Here is a 16,904-nt window from a genome sequence, read left to right as displayed (position 1 = left end):
TGGTTTAAAGGCTGGATTCCCGCCTACGCGGGAATGACGAGGCACAAACCTTTTCAGGGTTGAATTGGTTTTTTTGCAAAGGTCTCGGCCTGTTTGTGCATAAAGAAAAAGAAAATGAAAACCGTGCCGCATCAGCCCTGCAAATCGGCCTGAACCTGTTCGGGTGGGGTGTGGCGCACATAAATGCCGCGCACCAGATAAACCACGTGCTCGGCAATGTTTTTCGCATGGTCGCCCACGCGCTCGATGGCTTTGTTCATCATCATCACATCCATAAACGTGCCGATATTGCGCGGCTCTTCCATCATATAGGTGGCGAGCATACGCGATTGGTTGCGGTAGTCGGTGTCGAGTTTGCGGTCGGTATCGTTCAATTCGATTAAAGCCGCCGAGTCGAGGCGGGCGAATGCGTCGAGGGCGCGGCGTATCATCGGTGCCGTCATCGCAGCCAAACGGTGGGTATCGTAAAGCTGGTTTGGGGTGATGCGGCTGTGCGAAAACAATTCGTGCGCCAGCAGGGCGGTTTTTTTCAGCTCGTCGCCGATGCGTTCCAAATCCACAATCACGCGGATCACCGCCAAAACGAAGCGCAAATCGCCCGCGGCAGGCTGGCGGCGTGCAATGATGGTTTGGCAGTCGTCGTCGATGGAAACTTCCAGTGCGTTGATGGCGCTGTCGCAGTCTATCGCTTCGGTGAGCGCTTCCGTGTCGCCGCTCTCCAGCGCACCCAGCACTTTTTGCAGTTGCTGCTCCACCAGGCCGCCCATACGCATCACTTCGCTGCGCACGTTTTCCAGCTCTTGGTTGAAGTGTGAAGAAATATGCTCGCTCATGGTGTTCTCCAGAATAATAGGGTTTGCCGCGCAGGATAAAGCATTTTGATGACAGAATTTTTACAGCCGGTTTTCAGACGGCCTCGGGAGCAGCGTTATAAAACGGTATCGTTGTTTACAGCGGGTCAGTTTTCCGCTTTTTCAAACAGGCCGTCTGAAAGCGTTTCGCCGTTTTCCGGCTCTTGTGTGCCGCCGTCTTTCACATGGATTTCGATTTCGGTAAAGTTTTCGGGCTGCACGATACGCACCAAGCCTTCTTTGGCCAGCTCAAGGAGGGCGATGAAGTTCACCACCACATACACCGCGCCTTGCTCGGGCCTGAACAGCTCCGAAAAGCGGCAGGCGCCTTGGGTGTTGAGGCGGCGCAGAATGGCCGACATCTGCGCGCGCACGGATACGGCGTCTTGCACCACGGCGTGGCTTTTGGTGTGTTTGGCGCGGGAAAGTATGCCCAGCCACGCCTGGGTAAGGTCGGCGATGTGCACGTCGGGCAGTTTGGCTTCAACGGCGATTTCCAGCGGCAGGTAGGCCCAGGCAAAATCGCGGCCGGCGCGGGGCAGGGCGTCGAGGCCGGCGGCGGCGAGCTTCATCTGCTCGTAGGCCAGCAGGCGGCGCACCAGTTCGGCACGCGGGTCGGCTTCTTCGCCTTCTTCCGTGTTGTCGGGCTGCGGCAGCAGCAGGCGCGATTTGATTTCTATCAGCACCGCCGCCATCAATAAATATTCGGCAGCCAAATCAAACTGATAGGCTTCCATTTGGGCGATATAGTGCAGATATTGCTCGGTGATTTTAATCATTGGAATATCGAGCACGTCGATATTCTGCTTGCGGATCAAATAAAGCAGTAAATCCAGCGGCCCTTGAAAGCTGTGCAACACTACTTTCAGGGCATCGGGCGGGATAAACAAATCCTGCGGCACATCGGTAACGGGTTGGCCGAAAATCCACGCCACGGCGTTTTCAGACGGCCTTTGCAGGTTTTCTGCGGCGGCGGTCATTTTTTCGCTCCTATGTGTTCGATGGCGGCCTGCGCGCAATAAAGGCCGAACGGCGCGGTAACAAGCATGCTCGCGCCGTAGCCCGCGCACGACAAACCTTGCGGGGAGTTGCGGCCGTCTGAAAGATTATCGGTCGAACACGCTTCGGCCGTTTGCGGCGGGGTGATGTTTTCGGTGGAAAACACGCACGGCACGCGCATTTTTTCGCCGCCGCGCGGAAAGCCGTAGCGTTTGCGCAGGGTGTAGCGCAGGTTGGCCAGCAGCGGGTCGTGGGTGGCGCGGCTCAAATCGCCGGTTTGGATTAAAGCCGGGTTTTTCTGGCCGCCGGCGCCGCCGCTTACCACAAACGGCCGGCGGTTTTGCACGAAATAAGCCGCCATCGCCGCTTTCACGCGCACTTGGTCGATGGCGTCGATAACAAAATCGAAAGGCCGTCTGAAAATTTCGGTCAGGTTTTCTTCGGTAACAAAGTCTTCGATTTCGGTTACGCGGCAGGCGGGGTTGATTTGCAGAATGCGTTCGTGCAGCGCCGTTACCTTGGCCTTGCCGAATTCGGCCGTGAGCGCGGGCAGCTGGCGGTTGACGTTGGATTCGGCCACGTTGTCCAAATCCACCAGCGTTAATGCGCCGATGCCGCTGCGTGCGAGCGCTTCCACCGCCCACGAGCCGACGCCGCCCACGCCCACCACACAAACGTGCGCGGCGGCAAAGCGCTGCAATGCGGCTTCGCCGTAAAGGCGGGCGATGCCGCCGAAACGGCGGGAAGAAACGGAAGCGGTGTCTAGCATGATTCTGCCTTGTGATAAGTCAAACACAATAAAAAAAACGCTGCCAAAACGGCGCAGCGGTATTATACTTCAACGAAGCCGGCAAAAGTTGTGCTGAAATCCGGCGGGTTAACACCACCTCAACAAGGAGAAGACGATGTATAAACATTTGGTTGTTGCCGTTGACGGCAGTGCGACTTCCCTCAACGCTTTGAAGCACGCCGCCGACTTGGCAAGTTTCGGCAATGCGCGGCTGACTTTGGTTCACGTTGCCAACCCCGCCGAATATATGGCGCTGGCACCTGAATTTTTGCAGCATGAAAGCTACGAAGCCGCCGCGGTGGCACAGGGCAACGAAGTGCTGGATTTTGCCGAAAACAGCGCCAAAGAGCAGGGTGTGGCCAATGTGGTGAAACATCTGCTGGTGGCCAACAAAGGCGCGCGCGAAATGGCGCAGGAGCTGGTGGATTACGCCGATGCGCAAGGTGCCGACCTGCTGGTTTTGGGCACCCACGGCCGCAGCGGCCTGATGCACCTGCTGATGGGCAGCTTTGCCGAAACCGTGATGCGCCAAAGCCATCTGCCGCTGCTGATTATCCGCAGCACGGAAGACGAAGCGGAATAAGCCGCCCGATAATTCAGATTGAAAAACCGGAATCTGCCGCTTGCAAAGGCGCGGGTTCCGGTTTTTATTTCAGGCCGTCTGAAAAATATTCTTCAGACGGCCTGAAACCTTAACAAAATATAATCCGAATCAGCCAAAGTTAACAAAGCGGCGGGTGTGAGTGTTTCAAGTTAAAGGCGTATAATCTTCATCAGCCCTTGCGGCATACGATTAATCTTCTTCGCAAACAAAAGGAGTCCACCCATGAAAGCAGCCCGTTTTTACGATAAAGGCGATATCCGCATCGAAGATATTCCCGAGCCGACCGTCGAACCCGGCACGGTAGGCATCAAAGTGGCGTGGTGCGGCATTTGCGGCACCGACTTGCACGAATTTATGGAGGGGCCGATTTTCATCCCGCCCTGCGGCCATCCGCACCCGATTTCCGGCGAATCGGCCCCCGTTACCATGGGCCACGAATTTTCCGGCGTGGTGTATGCCGTGGGCGAGGGTGTGGACGATATCAAGGTAGGCCAGCATGTGGTGGTCGAGCCTTACATCGTGGCCGACGATGTGCCCACCGGCCCCGGCAGCAACTATCATTTGTCTAAAAACATGAACTTCATCGGCTTGGGCGGACGCGGCGGCGGCCTGTCTGAAAAAATCGCCGTCAAACGCCGTTGGGTACACCCGATTTCCGACAAAATCCCGTTGGATCAAGCGGCTTTGATCGAACCTTTGTCGGTAGGCCACCATGCGTTTGTGCGCAGCGGTGCCAAAGCGGGTGATGTCGCCTTGGTGGGCGGCGCAGGCCCCATCGGTTTGCTGTTGGCTGCGATTCTGAAAGCCAAAGGCTTGAAAGTGATTATCACCGAGCTGAGCGCGGCGCGTAAAGACAAAGCCCGCGAATCGGGCGTGGCCGATTATATTCTCGACCCCTCCCAAGTGGATGTGGTGGAAGAAGTGAAAAAACTCACCAACGGCGAAGGCGTGGACGTGGCTTTCGAGTGCTCCAGCGTGAATAAAGTGCTGGATACGCTGGTTGAAGCGTGCAAACCCACCGCAGTGGTGGTGATTGTGTCGATTTGGAGCCACCCGGCCACCGTCAGCGTGCACAGCGTGGTAATGAAAGAGCTGGATATCCGCGGCACGATTGCTTATTGCAACGACCATCAGGAAACCATCAAGCTGGTGGAAGAGGGCAAAATCAACCTCGAGCCGTTCATTACCCAGCGCATCAAACTCGACGAGCTGATTTCCGAAGGATTCGAGCGTTTGATTCACAACAACGAATCGGCGGTTAAGATTATCGTGAACCCGAATCTGTAAGCAGTTTGTACCTGAACAGGCGGGGGGTGGTAAATCCCCCGCGTCCTCTAAATTCCCATTCGCGGCTGATGCGGGAATTTAGAGGATTTATGAGTGATGTTTGTTGGAAATAGCCGCGTTGTTTACACAACAGATTGGGAAACATAGGTCTGTAATACCTCGGAAGGCATCCCCTCTTTCAGATCGCCATAAAGTGACAAATCTTACCTGTAGAAAATATTACCTTTTAGCGTTGCACTCTGTGTCCTAACTTAATCGGTGTTAGGTGGTAAAATTTGTTGGAAATCATCAACCTCGGGTTCATTGGTGATACAGATTTGCTGATGGTGTGGTTCGATGTTATTTTTATGGGTAAGCCTCCATATTTGTAGAAATTGACGGGGCAGTCGGTATTGGCGTTCATTTGCTATGTGTTATGCCGCTGTCTGTCGACATCAACTAGATATTGGCTTGCGAGATTTATATAGTTAAGACTCTAAATTAGCAGCTTTATGTAAATTTACTTTAAAATCATATAAATTTACTTTAAAAGCCTCCAAAGTTCGTGACTCAGTTCATCAGAGTTTCAGTTCCATCGCCATTCACATTCCTTCAGGTGCAAATCAAAGTTTTTGGTTAGGCCGTTGAATTTGGCGAGCCTTCGTTTGGTAAAACTCCAGAAGCTTTCAATACCATTGATGTGCCTGGTACTATCTGCAAACTCATTTTGTCCGTGATTGACGCGCAAATGTTTAGAGTAGCCGACATCGACCAAGCCGCCATAACCGCGCCAGCTATCAGAATAAATAACACTCTCCAGAGAGACCTTTCCCAATATAACAGCTTGAAGTGTTTGCTTTTTACAATCAGAAACGATTTCGGTATAAACCCTGCCGTCTCTTTCGAAAATACCAAAGACGGGTTGTTTAAGCGTTCCTCTGCCACGCTTTAACTTGCCATGGAAACCGCGCTGCCGTTTGGCACCAAAATAGCTTTCATCAATCTCTATGCTGCCGTATAACAGGTCTGTTTGCTCGCTTTGGTAGCGGTAAGCGGTATATTTCGTGCCTGAAAATGCTATACCAGTAGTTAATGGTATTGCGGTTGAAGCCTGTCAGCAAAGCGGTTTTTGAAGCTTCTATATCGACACAAAAATGCTTGATAATTTTTTGAGCTGATAGTCACTTAACTTGGTGTTATATTTCATTTTTCTAGTCTAACAGAGTTATTCTGCTAGGCTAGAGCCTAGTTAAAAAAGGCATAAGCTTGTACCTTATGGTAGTATGGGCCTTACTCTTTAATTTATTTATGCGTTTGCGGCTTCTTCAAAACCCGTTACTTCCAGCCCGAAGCCGGTTAACCCGTTCATGGAAGAGGGTTTGCCCATCACGCGCATTTTCTGCACGTTGAGGCCGGCGAGAATCTGCGCGCCGATGCCGTAGGTTTTTTTGTCCCATTTTTTCACTTGGAAGCTGTTTTTCGGCAGCGTGCGGTCGAGCAGGGCGCTGCCGTCTTCGGTGCGGTGCAGCAGGATAATCACGCCGCTTTCGGCCTGCCGGATGCGTTGCAGCGCGGCGGGCAGCGGCCAGGAGTGGTTGGGGTCGGCCTGAAGGAAGTCCATCACCGAAAACGGTTCGTGCACGCGCACGAGGGTTTCTTTTTCGGGGTGGATTTCGCCTTTCACCAGCGCCAGATGGGTTTCGCCCGACAGTTTGTCGACATAAACGTGTTGCTGGAATTCGCCCCACGGGGTTTGCACGGCGGTGTCGCCCATTTCTTCGAGCAGGCTTTCGGTGCGGCTGCGGTATTCGATTAAGTCGGCGATGGTGCCGATTTTGAGGTTGTGCTCTTCGGCGAACTTCATCAGTTCGGGCATGCGCGCCATGGTGCCGTCGTCGTTGAGGATTTCGCAAATCACGCCGGCGGGAATCAGGCCGCTCATCTGCGCCAGATCGACGGCGGCTTCGGTGTGCCCGGCGCGCACGAGCACGCCGCCTTTTTGCGAGCGCAGGGGGAAGATGTGGCCGGGCTGGACGATGTCTTCGGGTTTGACGGTAGGCGACACGGCCGTCTGAATGGTAAGCGCGCGGTCGGCGGCGGAAATGCCGGTGGAAATGCCGTGGGCGGCTTCGATGGACACGGTAAAGTTGGTGCCGTATTGGGCGCCGTTTTTCTGCGTCATCTGCGGCAGCTTGAGGCGGTCGACCAGCTCGTCGTTCATCGGCAGGCAAACGAGGCCGCGGGCGTGCTTAATCATGAAGTTGACGGCCTGCGGGGTAACGAATTGGGCGGCCATCACCAAATCGCCTTCGTTTTCGCGGTCTTCGGCGTCGGTGATAATCACCATTTTGCCGGCTTTGATGTCGGCGAGGATTTCGGAAATAGGGGAGATGTTCATTGGGTAACCTTTAGCGTTGCAGTTGCTGTAACCGGGACCAGTTGTAATAGCCGTAGAGCGAATTGAGCAGATACGCGCCGTACATCAGATACATGGAAGGGTTTTCCGCCCATAAAACGATAGACAAGATATTGAGCACAATCCATAAAGCCCATTGTTCGCGGTAGCGCAGAATCATCAGAAGCTGGGCGGCCACCACCAGCACGGTGGTTAACCCGTCCAAGCCCGCCGAGCTGCCCTGGTGGGCTTTGAGCACCTGCACGAAAGCGGCGGTGCCCAGCGCGATGGCGGAGAGCAGCACAACCCAGCCTTTGGCGCTGAGTTTTTTGGCGATAACCGCCTCGCCGCCGGCTTCCTGCTGCATATTGCTTTTCCACAGGAAGTAGCCGATAAACTGCGCGGGCAGGTAAACATAGAGCACGGTGTTCATTTCGCCGAGAAAGTTGGCTTTCCAGGCAACGTAGAAATAGCTGTAAGCGAAAATCAGGCCGAAGAAGTAGTTGCTGATTTTGCCTTTGCTCACGAATACCACGCAGATGATGCCGGAGATGCCGGCAATCATGGCCAGCCACGATTCAGGCTGTTGGGTGTAGGCCCAAATCTGGGCGATGAGAAAGGCGGCCAGCCAAAGCACTTCAAAGGGTTTCCAGCCGCCGAACAGCTCTTGCTTCAGCCCGCGGCAGATTGCGGCGTAATCCATTGCGTTATCCTCGTTGTGATTGATTTATAGGTGGTAAGTGGCCGTTATTGTAGCATTATTGCCCGGGAAAAGCGTTGGTCGGTAGGGTTTCAGACGGCCTGTTTTTATGGATGCAAATACTGTGATAGCAAATAATTCAATAAAGTGATCACAAGGCCGAGGCTTTTGCAAAAAAACCAATTCAAACCTGCAAATGTTTGCGTCTCGTCATTCCCCCGCAGGCGGGAACCTAGTCTTAATACAATTAATTATTTTATTTCAATATCTTATAAAAAAGCAACTGGATTCCCGCCTGCGCGGGAATGACGATAATCGGATGTTTCAGACGGCCTAGATGGCTTGTAATGTTTTAGTAAGGCAAATGCTGTGAATGCAAATACCGCTAAAAAGCAATCGAGGCCGTCTGAAAAATAAAGAGCAGGCATCGGGCCTGCTCTTGTTTTTATCGGGCGGTTTATTTTTCGGTAAACTGGCCGTAGGCCATGATGCGGTCGAAACGGCGGGTGAGCAGGTCGGCCATCGGCATATCTTGCGCGGTACGCAATTGTTCGGTGAGCACGTCTTTCACGCGTTTAGTGATTTCCGCGTGGTCGCGGTGCGCGCCGCCCAACGGCTCTTCGATGATGCGGTCGATCAGGTTCAGTTCGGCCAGGCGTTTGGCGGTGATGCCCAAAGCCTGTGCGGCATCGGGGGCTTTTTCGGCGGTTTTCCACAGAATAGACGCGCAGCCTTCGGGCGAAATCACCGAATAGGTGGAATATTGCAGCATGTTCACAAAATCGCCCACGGCAATCGCCAACGCGCCGCCGGAACCGCCTTCGCCGATGATGGTGCACAGAACGGGCACACGCAGTTTGGTTAATTCATACAGATTGCGGCCGATGGCTTCGGATTGGTTGCGCTCTTCGGCACCGATGCCGGGGTAGGCGCCCGGGGTGTCGATAAACGTCATCACGGGCAGGTGGAATTTTTCGGCCAGCTGCATCAGGCGCAGGGCTTTGCGGTAGCCTTCGGGGCGCGGCATACCGAAATTGCGGCGGATTTTTTCTTTGGTGTCGCGGCCTTTCTGGTGGCCGATCACCACGACGCTTTGGCCGTTGAAACGCGCCAGGCCGCCGATAATGGCATGGTCGTCGGCAAAATGGCGGTCGCCGTGCAGCTCTTCAAAATCGGTGAAAATGGCGTCGATATAGTCTTGGGTGTAGGGCCGTTGCGGGTGGCGCGATACTTGCGACACCTGTGCGGGGGTGAGTTTGTTGAAAATCGATTTGGTAAGGTCGGCGCTTTTCTTTTGCAGGCGGGTGATTTCTTCGGAAATATCCACGGCGGATTCGCCCTGCACAAAACGCAATTCGTCGATTTTTTTGGTTAATTCGGCGATAGGTTGTTCAAAATCCAGAAAAACGGGTTTCATAATTATGCTCTTGATTCAGTAGGATTCAAACGTAATGATACGCTAAGGAAAGGGCTTTGGCAGCATCTATCGTGAATCCGCTTACTCCGTTACGTCGTTGCTGCGCCTTGCCGTACTGGCTGCGGCTTGCTGCCTTGTACCGAAGTAATTGGATTCGCTATATCGTGAAATCTCCGAAGCTTTCGCGCTCCGGTTATACCGCGATATTCCGGCCGCCGCGCTTTCAGACGGCATCTGCTTTAGAAATTCCTGTTTATCGGCGGGAACCTGATTTAGTGCAAAAGCTCCCGATAGGATTGCGTATCTTATGCTAAACTCGGCCGCACATCAATCAATACGGCACTATTATGGACAATGCTCACGACAAAGCCGCCATGCGCCTCGATAAGTGGCTGTGGGCGGCACGCTTTTTCAAAACCCGCGCGCTGGCGCAGAAACACATCGAGCTGGGGCGGGTGCAGGTTAACGGGGCGAAGGTGAAAAACAGCAAAAACATCAGCGCGGGCGACGTGTTGGATTTAACGCTCAATTCGCTGCCTTATAAAATCAAGGTGTTGGCGCTCAACCACCAACGCAGGCCCGCGCCCGAAGCGCGTATGCTGTATGAAGAAGATCAGGAAACCGCCCGCCGCCGCGAAGAGCAGAAGCTGCTCGACCAGGCAAGCCGCGTCAGTGCGGCTTATCCCGACGGCCGCCCAACCAAGCGCGACCGCCGCCGGATCGACAAAATCAAACGCGGCGAATGGTAACTTTTTAGATGCATCTCAAATTATAGCCTGTTTTTAGCTAGTTTTTCCGTATGCACCGAGGCCGTCTGCGAAATGGAAATGCTATGTGTACTTTTTACGGCGGCTTGCTTTATCTTTGCAAGCCCGTTATAATCTCGCGCTTTCCAACCTTGCCTTCTGCTTTTCGCATGGCCGAAGGCTGTTTTAAACCGTAAGGAGATAACATGCGTCATTATGAGGTTGTGTTTATCGTTCACCCTGACCAAAGCGAGCAAGTGCCCGCCATGGTTGAACGTTATAAAACCATGATTACCGAAGCCGGCGGCAAAATCCACCGCCTTGAAGATTGGGGCCGCCGCCAACTGGCTTACCCGATCAACAAAATCCACAAAGCACACTATGTTTTGATGAACATCGAAACTTCGCCCGAAGTGGTTGATGAGCTGGAAACCGCTTTCCGCTTCAACGATGCCGTTCTGCGCCATCTGACCATCAAAACCAAACACGCCGTAACCGAAGCCTCTCCGATGCTGAAAGACGAGAAGTCTAAAAACCTGCTCGAAGGCGGCAGCGCGGCTAAAGAAGAAACCGCCGAAGCGTAATTTAAAGATTGGATAATCTTTTTACCCTTACCGCACAAATTGCCCGATGCGGCGAACTGCGATATACGCCCGCCGGCATTCCTGTTTTAGACATCGTGCTGGTGCACGAATCCTGGCAACGGGAAAACGGGCAGCAATGTTTGGTGAAGCTCGAAATGCCCGCCAAAATCATCGGTAAGGATGCGCCCAGTTGGCAGTACCGCGAACAAACCGTAGTCGAAGTAAGCGGTTTTCTGGCACAAAAAAGCCAGCGTTACAACAAACCGGTGCTGCGGATACAAAACATTAAAGAATATAAAGGTTAAACGACATGGCTCGTCAATCATTCAAACGTAGAAAATTCTGCCGTTTTACGGCTGAAAAAATCCAAGAAGTCGATTACAAACAAGTTGATCTGCTGAAAGACTTCATTTCCGAAAACGGCAAAATCATTCCGGCCCGCATCACCGGCACCAAGGCGCACTACCAGCGCCAATTGGCTACCGCTGTGAAACGCGCCCGTTTCCTGGCTTTGCTGCCTTACACCGACCAACATAAATAATTTACGGAGATTCACACCATGCAAATTATTCTGTTAGAAAAAATCGGTGGCTTGGGCAATCTGGGTGATGTTGTAACCGTGAAAAACGGTTATGCCCGCAACTTCCTGATTCCTTCGGGCAAAGCTAAACGCGCTACCGAAGCCAATATGAAAGAATTCGAAGCGCGCCGCGCCGAGCTGGAAGCCAAACAAGCCGAAATTTTGGCCGATGCCAAAGCCCGTCAGGAAAAACTCGACGGCCAAACCGTTACCATCGCCCAAAAAGCCGGTGTTGACGGCCGTCTGTTCGGTTCCGTTACCAATGCCGACATCGCCGCCGCCATCGTTGCTTCAGGTGTCGAAGCCGCCAAATCCAACGTACGCCTGCCCAACGGCCCGCTGAAAGCCGTAGGCGAATACGAAGTTGAAGTGGCGTTGCACACCGATGCCGTTGCAACCATCAACGTTACCGTAGTGGCTGCTGCCGAGTAAAAGGCTGTTTGATCACATATTATCGAGGCCGTCTGAAAAGTTTTCAGACGGCCTTTTATATTGTGTTGCGTGATTTCAAAAAATTACCGAAGCGGTATGGAAAACGATAGTGCTCCGAATATCATTGATCCGAAGCTTTTCAAAACTCATGCCGGTATTTTAAAGCCTTCGTGTTATGGCTGGGCTTGCCCCGAAATCTTTGTGTTGCAAAAGAATTTGATTTCGCAAAGATTTCTATCCGTGATGATTTTCATGTTATCAAAAACACGTCGGAATACCATGAATATTCCGACGTGTTTCACTTTTAAATCCGGCAGTGAAGAGGCCGTCTGAAAAGAGGCAACCGTTACTGCTTGGCTGCTTCGATTTGGATATTCAGCTTCACGTTTTTGCTCACGCCTGCCGAAACCAAATAATCCATACCCCATTTGGTGCGGTCGATAACGGCTTCGAAGTCGCCGCCGCATACTTCGGTTTTCAGCATGGGGCTTTGATAGCAGTTGAACTTCGTGGCTTTCAATGTAACGGGTGCGGTTTTACCCAAAAGCGTGAGGTTGCCGGTTACCGAACTGACTTTGTCGCCCTTGAAATTGAAGCGGGTGGATTGGAAGCGGATTTCCGGGTATTGGGCAACATTGAATAAATCGGCGCTTTTCAGGTGGTTGTCGAACTGGGTGTTGTTCGAGCTGATGGTATTGGCCGGAATTTTAATGTCGATGGAGCCGGTTTTCGCTTTGCGGTCAAACTGCATATCGCCGCTTAGATTATAGAAACCGGCGGTGTTGGTGCTGGTGCCGAAGTGGTCGATAGCGAAGCGGGCGTTGGCGTGGTTGCTGTCGATTTTATAGGCGGCAGCGGCGGCGGTGGCGGTTGCAACAGTTAAACAAAGAGCCAGCAGGGCTTTTTTCATGGCGGTCTCCAAAAAAAAAGGAAGTTTAAATGGGAACGGTTATCGTAACATAAAAAGGTTTGGGAAACGTTTCGTGTGGCTTGAGGCTCTGTTAACGCCTGTTTGATGATGGCCGGGGTTTAAAAGCGGCCGGTTGAGGTGGGTTATGGCCTATTAAAATTAATATTTTTATAAGTGTTTGTTATTAATTGAAATATTTAAATTTAAATTGGAATTCAAAAATTTTCTGGAAATTTATTTTTGTTAATAAGTGTATGATTGTTGACAATCGTTCGGGTGGTGTGAAACTATAGCTAAGGCTGCAAAGGCAGTAAAAGCCGCTGCGGATATTAACATTCTATTTTTATCTGAGTTTTCCAAGGAGTCACAACATGGCAACCAATACACTTAAACCGCTGGGCTTGGCTTGTTTGCTCGCATTGTCGCTGGCAGCCTGCGGCGGCGGTGACAAAACGGCTGGAGCCGCCCAAGAAGGTTCGTCGGCGCCGGATCAAGCAGCGGCAGGCAGCACGATCGATAAAATCAAGAAATCAGGCACCATTGTTTTGGGGCACCGCGATGCGTCGATTCCGTTTTCTTACATTGCAGACAATCCCAACCAACCCATCGGTTATGCCCACGATTTGCAGTTGAAAGTGGTTGAGGCGCTGAAAAAGAACCTTAACCTGCCTGATTTGAAAGTGCGCTACAACTTGGTTACCTCGCAAAACCGCATTCCTTTGGTGGTAAACGGCACGGTGGATTTGGAGTGCGGTTCGACCACCAACAATCTCGAGCGCCAAAAGCAGGTTCAATTTTCCAACAACTTCTTCGTAGTGGGAACCCGCTTGCTGACCGATAAAGCCACGGGCATCAAGGATTATGCCGATTTGAAAGGCAAAACCGTGGTAACCACGTCGGGCACCACTTCCGAGCGCCTGTTGAAGGAATACAACGATAAAAACAAAGCGGGCATCAATGTGATTTCGGCCAAAGACCACGGCGAATCGTTTTTGATGCTGCAAAACGGCCGTGCCCAAGCCTTTATGATGGATGATGTGCTGCTGGCCGGTGCGCGTGCGAAATCGGCTGATCCTGCCAAATGGGAAATCGTCGGCACGCCGATGTCGTATGAGAATTACGGCTGCATGATGCGCAAAGGCGATGCCGAGTTCCAAAAAGTGGTTAACGATACGCTCTCGGAAATGTTCAAATCGGGCGAAGTAAACAAGATGTATGCTCAGTGGTTCGAGCAGCCGATTCCGCCGAAAAACGTGAATATGGAATTCCCGATGTCGGATAAGATGAAAGAGATCATCGCCAATCCGAACGACAAAGCGGCCGACGAATAATCATGGCCGGTATCGTGTGAAACAGAAGAGGCCGTCTGAAACTGTTTTCAGACGGCCTCTCTCGGTAGGAACGTATTATGAATTATGTTTGGAACTGGGGCGTTTTGTGGGACAAAACGGGCATCGGTAATGAAATCTACCTCAACTGGGTGGTTACCGGCCTGCTGTGGCTGTTTGCCATCGGCGCGGTGGCTTGGACGATTGCGATGGTGTTGGGCACGCTCTTGGGCATTATGCGCACGCTGCCGCATAAAGGTCTCAACCGTATCGCTTCGGCTTACGTTACGCTTTTTCGCAATGTGCCTTTGCTGATCCAGCTTTTTATCTGGTATTACGTTATCCCCAACTTTTTCCCCGAAGGTTTGAAGCAATGGTGGTTTTTCGGTTTGGCGCCGAACACTTCGGCCATGATTTCGGCCAGCGTGGGTTTGGGCTTGTTTACCGCCGCGCGGATTTGCGAACAGGTGCGCACCGGTATTCAGGCCTTGCCCAAAGAGCAGGCGCAGGCGGCTTATGCTTTAGGTTTCCGCACCAAGCAGGTGTATCGGGAAATTTTGCTGCCGCAGGCATTTCGAACCATTCTGCCGCCGCTGGGTTCGGAGCTGACCAACTGCTTCAAAAACGCCTCGATTGCCTCGCTGGTGGGCGTTTCGGAATTGATTTCGCAAGTTAAAACCATTGCCGAATACACTCAGAGCAACCTAGAAATCTACACTTACGCCACTTTGATCTATATGGCGGTCAACGTCACGCTGCTGATGCTGATGACCCGTTTGGAACGCCGTCTGCGTGTGCCCGGTTTGATGTCGGAGGGTAATAAATAATGTTCGGATTGAGTATGAGCGAATTATCCGCCGCCATGCCCGGCCTGATGCAGGGCTTGGGCGTAACTTTGAAACTGCTGGCCTTCGGTGTGGTGGGCGGTATCGTTATCGGCACGCTTCTGGCTTTGGCGCGGCTGTCTAAATTCGGCTGGTTGTCGTTTCTGGCCAAAACCTATGTTAACTATTTCCGCTCCGTGCCGCTTCTGCTGGTGCTGATTTGGTTTTATTATGCCGTGCCGATGATATACAGCCTGATTACCGGCGATTATCTAACCATCGATGTGGCTTTCGCTTCCTGTGCGGTGGCATTTATGCTGTTTGAGGCCGCCTATTTTTCGGAAGTGGTGCGCGCCGGTATCCAGTCGATTTCCAAGGGCCAGTTTAACGCCGCCTATGCGCTGGGCATGACCTACGGCCAAACCATGCGCCTGGTGATCCTGCCGCAGGCATTCCGCAAAATGCTGCCGCTGATTTTGCAGCAGAGCATTATTCTGTTTCAAGACACCACACTGGTGGCGGCTATCGGCCTGGTGGATTTCTTCCGTGCCAATTATGTGCGTGGTGACCTGATGAACCTGCTGACCCCTTATATTCTGTTGGCCGGAGCCGTTTATTTCGTGATTAGCGCAGTGGCCATGTTCGGCGTGAAAAAACTGCAACAAAGGTTAAAAGTATGAGCAACAAACCCATGATTGATATTCAAGGCGTCAACAAATGGTATGGCGATTTCCAAGTGCTGACCGATTGTTCGACGTCGATTCAGAAAGGCGACGTGGTGGTGGTGTGCGGCCCTTCGGGCAGCGGCAAATCCACTCTGATCAAATGTGTGAACGGGCTGGAGCCGTTTCAGAAAGGCGATATCGTGGTGGACGGCACGTCGCTGGCCGACCCAAAAACCCATTTGCCCAAGCTGCGCAGCCGCGTCGGCATGGTGTTCCAGCATTTCGAGCTGTTTCCCCATCTTTCGATTAAAGACAATTTAACCGTGGCGCAAATCAAAGTGCTCGGGCGCAGCAAAGAAGAAGCCGAAAAGAAAGGTTTGGCCTATCTCGACCGCGTGGGCTTGAGTGCCCACGCACACAAGTTTCCCGCACAGCTTTCAGGCGGCCAGCAGCAGCGTGTGGCGATTGCCCGCGCACTGAGCATGGATCCGATTGTGATGCTGTTTGACGAGCCCACTTCCGCACTCGACCCCGAAATGGTGCAGGAAGTGCTGGACGTAATGGTGGGTTTGGCCAAAGAAGGCATGACCATGATGTGTGTTACCCACGAAATGGGCTTCGCCCGCCAAGTGGCCAGCCGCGTGATTTTCATGGATCAGGGCCGCATTGAAGAAGACACCACGTCCGAAGCCTTCTTCACCACCCCGCGCGGCGAGCGTGCGCAGCAGTTTTTATCGAAAATTCTGCACCACTGAGAGAATAGGCGTTTTCAGACGGCCTGAGATCTTTGCAAAATTGAAAAAACATTACAAAAAATTTATTTCCCGTCATTCCCGCCTACGCGGGAATCCAGTCGTTTTTTCATAAGTTATTGAAATAAAATACTTGATAGTTTAAAAGCTGGATTCCCGCGTAGGCGGGAATGACGGGAAATAAGCATTTCAGACGGCCTCAAGGTATTTTTGCAAAGGTCTCGGCCTGAACGACTTGCAAAGGGCAAGGCCGTCTGAAGTATCTACGCAAAACGAAAAGCGGGCAAAAAGCCCGCTTTTCGTTTTGCATGGGAAACGGCGCAATAAGCCGGAGTATGCCTATTTCACAATCGTTACGTTGCGGATAACCACGGGCTGCACGGGAATATTTTGATGGTAGGCTTGATCGGTGGTTTTCACTTTGGCGATTTTGTTGACCACGTCCATGCCCGAAACCACTTTGCCGAATACGGTGTAGCCGTAACCTTGAGTGGTTTTGCTTTTGAAATTTAAAAAGTCGTTGTCGGCCAAATTGATGAAAAACTGGCTGGTGGCGGAATTCGGATTGGCCGTGCGCGCCATGGCGATGGTGCCGACGGTGTTTTTCAGGCCGTTGTCGGCTTCGTTGGCGATGGCTTTTTCGGTGGCTTTTTGAGTCATGTCGGGCGTAAAGCCGCCGCCCTGAATCATAAAGCCGTCAATCACACGGTGGAAAATAGTGCCGTTGTAAAAGCCTTTATTGGCATAGTTGCTGAAGTTGGCCACGGTTTTCGGGGCTTTTTTTTCGTCCAGCGCCAGCTCGATTTTGCCCATATTGGTGTCGATAACCGCGCGGGTTTCGGCCTGTGCGGAAAAGGCGGCGGCCAAGGCCAGGCCGGCGAAGATGAGTTTGGATAATTTTTTCATAAGGCTTCCAAAAAAAATCAGATTGTTTGCGAACGGCGGCATTATCGTGGTTTTCTATGCAATTTGCAGTAACCGAAATGTAAAAAGGCCGTCTGAAAACGTGAATTGCCCCGTCTATTGGCCGGAATGCAACAGTACTTTTTTATTTTGAAAAC

General features: G+C 52.2%; 19 protein-coding genes and 1 pseudogene. 11 read left to right on the top strand and 9 right to left on the bottom strand.

Annotated elements, in window-relative coordinates:
• Positions 1–131: 131 nt before the first annotated feature.
• The 3 genes from phoU to H3L92_RS05160 all read right to left on the bottom strand — a co-directional run bounded on the left by phoU (position 132) and on the right by H3L92_RS05160 (position 2,619).
• Positions 132–833 (bottom strand): phosphate signaling complex protein PhoU, encoded by a 702-nt coding sequence (phoU, locus tag H3L92_RS05170; protein ID WP_085364851.1) that lies wholly within the window; start codon positions 831–833, stop codon positions 132–134.
• A 125-nt stretch (positions 834–958) separates the two neighbouring features.
• Entirely contained in the window at positions 959–1,831 is an 873-nt protein-coding gene (locus H3L92_RS05165; protein ID WP_085364852.1) for a segregation and condensation protein A, read from the bottom strand.
• Positions 1,828–2,619, bottom strand: a complete 792-nt coding sequence (locus H3L92_RS05160) for a tRNA threonylcarbamoyladenosine dehydratase (RefSeq protein ID WP_085364853.1) — start codon at positions 2,617–2,619, stop codon at positions 1,828–1,830. The genes H3L92_RS05165 and H3L92_RS05160 overlap by 4 nt, the downstream gene beginning before the upstream one ends.
• 136 nt (positions 2,620–2,755) lie before the next feature.
• On the opposite strand from H3L92_RS05160, the gene H3L92_RS05155 reads away from it, so the two are divergent.
• Both H3L92_RS05155 and H3L92_RS05150 read left to right on the top strand, forming a co-directional pair.
• Entirely contained in the window at positions 2,756–3,223 is a 468-nt protein-coding gene (locus H3L92_RS05155; RefSeq protein ID WP_085364854.1) for a universal stress protein, read from the top strand.
• A 243-nt stretch (positions 3,224–3,466) separates the two neighbouring features.
• A complete protein-coding gene (locus H3L92_RS05150) occupies positions 3,467–4,531 on the top strand; it encodes a 2,3-butanediol dehydrogenase (RefSeq protein ID WP_085364855.1) in 1,065 nt (354 codons plus the stop codon).
• 565 nt (positions 4,532–5,096) lie between these two features.
• Here H3L92_RS05150 and H3L92_RS05145 read toward each other — a convergent pair.
• The 4 genes and pseudogenes from H3L92_RS05145 to H3L92_RS05130 all read right to left on the bottom strand — a co-directional run bounded on the left by H3L92_RS05145 (position 5,097) and on the right by H3L92_RS05130 (position 9,022).
• Positions 5,097–5,717 (bottom strand): annotated as a pseudogene (locus tag H3L92_RS05145) (IS1595 family transposase).
• A 99-nt stretch (positions 5,718–5,816) separates the two neighbouring features.
• Positions 5,817–6,908 (bottom strand): bifunctional 3,4-dihydroxy-2-butanone-4-phosphate synthase/GTP cyclohydrolase II, encoded by a 1,092-nt coding sequence (gene ribBA, locus H3L92_RS05140; RefSeq protein ID WP_085364856.1) that lies wholly within the window; start codon positions 6,906–6,908, stop codon positions 5,817–5,819.
• Between the two features lie 10 nt (positions 6,909–6,918).
• Positions 6,919–7,608: a nicotinamide riboside transporter PnuC gene (pnuC, locus tag H3L92_RS05135; protein ID WP_085364857.1), complete on the bottom strand. Its 690-nt coding sequence runs from the start codon at positions 7,606–7,608 to the stop codon at positions 6,919–6,921.
• 454 nt (positions 7,609–8,062) lie between these two features.
• Complete coding sequence (locus H3L92_RS05130; RefSeq protein ID WP_085364858.1) at positions 8,063–9,022, bottom strand: acetyl-CoA carboxylase carboxyltransferase subunit alpha; 960 nt, start codon at positions 9,020–9,022, stop codon at positions 8,063–8,065.
• A gap of 347 nt (positions 9,023–9,369) precedes the next feature.
• On the opposite strand from H3L92_RS05130, the gene H3L92_RS05125 reads away from it, so the two are divergent.
• The 5 genes from H3L92_RS05125 to rplI all read left to right on the top strand — a co-directional run bounded on the left by H3L92_RS05125 (position 9,370) and on the right by rplI (position 11,364).
• Positions 9,370–9,771 carry an RNA-binding S4 domain-containing protein gene (locus H3L92_RS05125; RefSeq protein WP_085364859.1) on the top strand — a complete coding sequence of 134 codons (402 nt, stop codon included), beginning with the start codon at positions 9,370–9,372 and terminating at the stop codon, positions 9,769–9,771.
• 203 nt (positions 9,772–9,974) lie between these two features.
• Positions 9,975–10,352: a 30S ribosomal protein S6 gene (gene rpsF, locus H3L92_RS05120; protein ID WP_085364860.1), complete on the top strand. Its 378-nt coding sequence runs from the start codon at positions 9,975–9,977 to the stop codon at positions 10,350–10,352.
• 8 nt (positions 10,353–10,360) lie between these two features.
• A complete protein-coding gene (gene priB / locus H3L92_RS05115; protein ID WP_085364861.1) occupies positions 10,361–10,657 on the top strand; it encodes a primosomal replication protein N in 297 nt (98 codons plus the stop codon).
• 5 nt (positions 10,658–10,662) lie between these two features.
• A complete protein-coding gene (gene rpsR, locus H3L92_RS05110; protein ID WP_003678863.1) occupies positions 10,663–10,893 on the top strand; it encodes a 30S ribosomal protein S18 in 231 nt (76 codons plus the stop codon).
• 18 nt (positions 10,894–10,911) lie between these two features.
• Positions 10,912–11,364 carry a 50S ribosomal protein L9 gene (gene rplI, locus H3L92_RS05105; RefSeq protein WP_085364862.1) on the top strand — a complete coding sequence of 151 codons (453 nt, stop codon included), beginning with the start codon at positions 10,912–10,914 and terminating at the stop codon, positions 11,362–11,364.
• Between the two features lie 346 nt (positions 11,365–11,710).
• Here rplI and H3L92_RS05100 read toward each other — a convergent pair whose 3' ends face one another.
• Complete coding sequence (locus H3L92_RS05100) at positions 11,711–12,274, bottom strand: YceI family protein (RefSeq protein WP_085364864.1); 564 nt, start codon at positions 12,272–12,274, stop codon at positions 11,711–11,713.
• 371 nt (positions 12,275–12,645) lie between these two features.
• Between H3L92_RS05100 and H3L92_RS05095 the strand changes: the two genes are divergently transcribed.
• The 4 genes from H3L92_RS05095 (at position 12,646) to H3L92_RS05080 (ending at position 15,846) form a co-directional block, all read left to right on the top strand.
• Positions 12,646–13,605, top strand: coding sequence for a glutamate/aspartate ABC transporter substrate-binding protein (locus H3L92_RS05095; RefSeq protein ID WP_085364865.1), 960 nt, complete (start codon positions 12,646–12,648; stop codon positions 13,603–13,605).
• A 77-nt stretch (positions 13,606–13,682) separates the two neighbouring features.
• Positions 13,683–14,429, top strand: coding sequence for an amino acid ABC transporter permease (locus H3L92_RS05090; protein ID WP_085364866.1), 747 nt, complete (start codon positions 13,683–13,685; stop codon positions 14,427–14,429).
• Positions 14,430–14,443: 14 nt separating this feature from the next.
• Entirely contained in the window at positions 14,444–15,106 is a 663-nt protein-coding gene (locus tag H3L92_RS05085; protein ID WP_245945471.1) for an amino acid ABC transporter permease, read from the top strand.
• Positions 15,103–15,846 carry an amino acid ABC transporter ATP-binding protein gene (locus H3L92_RS05080; RefSeq protein WP_425451630.1) on the top strand — a complete coding sequence of 248 codons (744 nt, stop codon included), beginning with the start codon at positions 15,103–15,105 and terminating at the stop codon, positions 15,844–15,846. Before H3L92_RS05085 ends, H3L92_RS05080 begins: the two co-directional genes overlap by 4 nt.
• Before the next feature lie 336 nt (positions 15,847–16,182).
• Here H3L92_RS05080 and H3L92_RS05075 read toward each other — a convergent pair whose 3' ends face one another.
• On the bottom strand, positions 16,183–16,749 hold the full coding sequence (locus tag H3L92_RS05075; protein WP_085364933.1) for a peptidylprolyl isomerase: 567 nt from the start codon (positions 16,747–16,749) through the stop codon (positions 16,183–16,185).
• Positions 16,750–16,904 lie beyond the last annotated feature (155 nt).

Origin of the sequence: Neisseria dentiae (genome assembly GCF_014055005.1) — a bacterium.
In the GTDB taxonomy this organism is placed as follows: Bacteria; Pseudomonadota; Gammaproteobacteria; order Burkholderiales; family Neisseriaceae; genus Neisseria; species Neisseria dentiae.
The sequence above is the reverse complement of the archived record's forward strand: the minus strand, read 5'-3'. Positions and strand labels throughout refer to the sequence as shown.

Coding starts and splice junctions, on each gene's coding strand:
- H3L92_RS05160 (WP_085364853.1), bottom strand. CDS start 2,619: ATGCTAGACACCGCTTCCGTTTCTTCCCGCCGTTTCGGCGGCATCGCC.
- H3L92_RS05130 (WP_085364858.1), bottom strand. CDS start 9,022: ATGAAACCCGTTTTTCTGGATTTTGAACAACCTATCGCCGAATTAACC.
- phoU (WP_085364851.1), bottom strand. CDS start 833: ATGAGCGAGCATATTTCTTCACACTTCAACCAAGAGCTGGAAAACGTG.
- H3L92_RS05095 (WP_085364865.1), top strand. CDS start 12,646: ATGGCAACCAATACACTTAAACCGCTGGGCTTGGCTTGTTTGCTCGCA.
- H3L92_RS05100 (WP_085364864.1), bottom strand. CDS start 12,274: ATGAAAAAAGCCCTGCTGGCTCTTTGTTTAACTGTTGCAACCGCCACC.
- pnuC (WP_085364857.1), bottom strand. CDS start 7,608: ATGGATTACGCCGCAATCTGCCGCGGGCTGAAGCAAGAGCTGTTCGGC.
- H3L92_RS05085 (WP_245945471.1), top strand. CDS start 14,444: ATGAGCGAATTATCCGCCGCCATGCCCGGCCTGATGCAGGGCTTGGGC.
- H3L92_RS05150 (WP_085364855.1), top strand. CDS start 3,467: ATGAAAGCAGCCCGTTTTTACGATAAAGGCGATATCCGCATCGAAGAT.
- H3L92_RS05080 (WP_425451630.1), top strand. CDS start 15,103: ATGAGCAACAAACCCATGATTGATATTCAAGGCGTCAACAAATGGTAT.
- H3L92_RS05125 (WP_085364859.1), top strand. CDS start 9,370: ATGGACAATGCTCACGACAAAGCCGCCATGCGCCTCGATAAGTGGCTG.
- ribBA (WP_085364856.1), bottom strand. CDS start 6,908: ATGAACATCTCCCCTATTTCCGAAATCCTCGCCGACATCAAAGCCGGC.
- rpsF (WP_085364860.1), top strand. CDS start 9,975: ATGCGTCATTATGAGGTTGTGTTTATCGTTCACCCTGACCAAAGCGAG.
- H3L92_RS05165 (WP_085364852.1), bottom strand. CDS start 1,831: ATGACCGCCGCCGCAGAAAACCTGCAAAGGCCGTCTGAAAACGCCGTG.
- H3L92_RS05075 (WP_085364933.1), bottom strand. CDS start 16,749: ATGAAAAAATTATCCAAACTCATCTTCGCCGGCCTGGCCTTGGCCGCC.
- H3L92_RS05090 (WP_085364866.1), top strand. CDS start 13,683: ATGAATTATGTTTGGAACTGGGGCGTTTTGTGGGACAAAACGGGCATC.
- H3L92_RS05155 (WP_085364854.1), top strand. CDS start 2,756: ATGTATAAACATTTGGTTGTTGCCGTTGACGGCAGTGCGACTTCCCTC.
- rplI (WP_085364862.1), top strand. CDS start 10,912: ATGCAAATTATTCTGTTAGAAAAAATCGGTGGCTTGGGCAATCTGGGT.
- rpsR (WP_003678863.1), top strand. CDS start 10,663: ATGGCTCGTCAATCATTCAAACGTAGAAAATTCTGCCGTTTTACGGCT.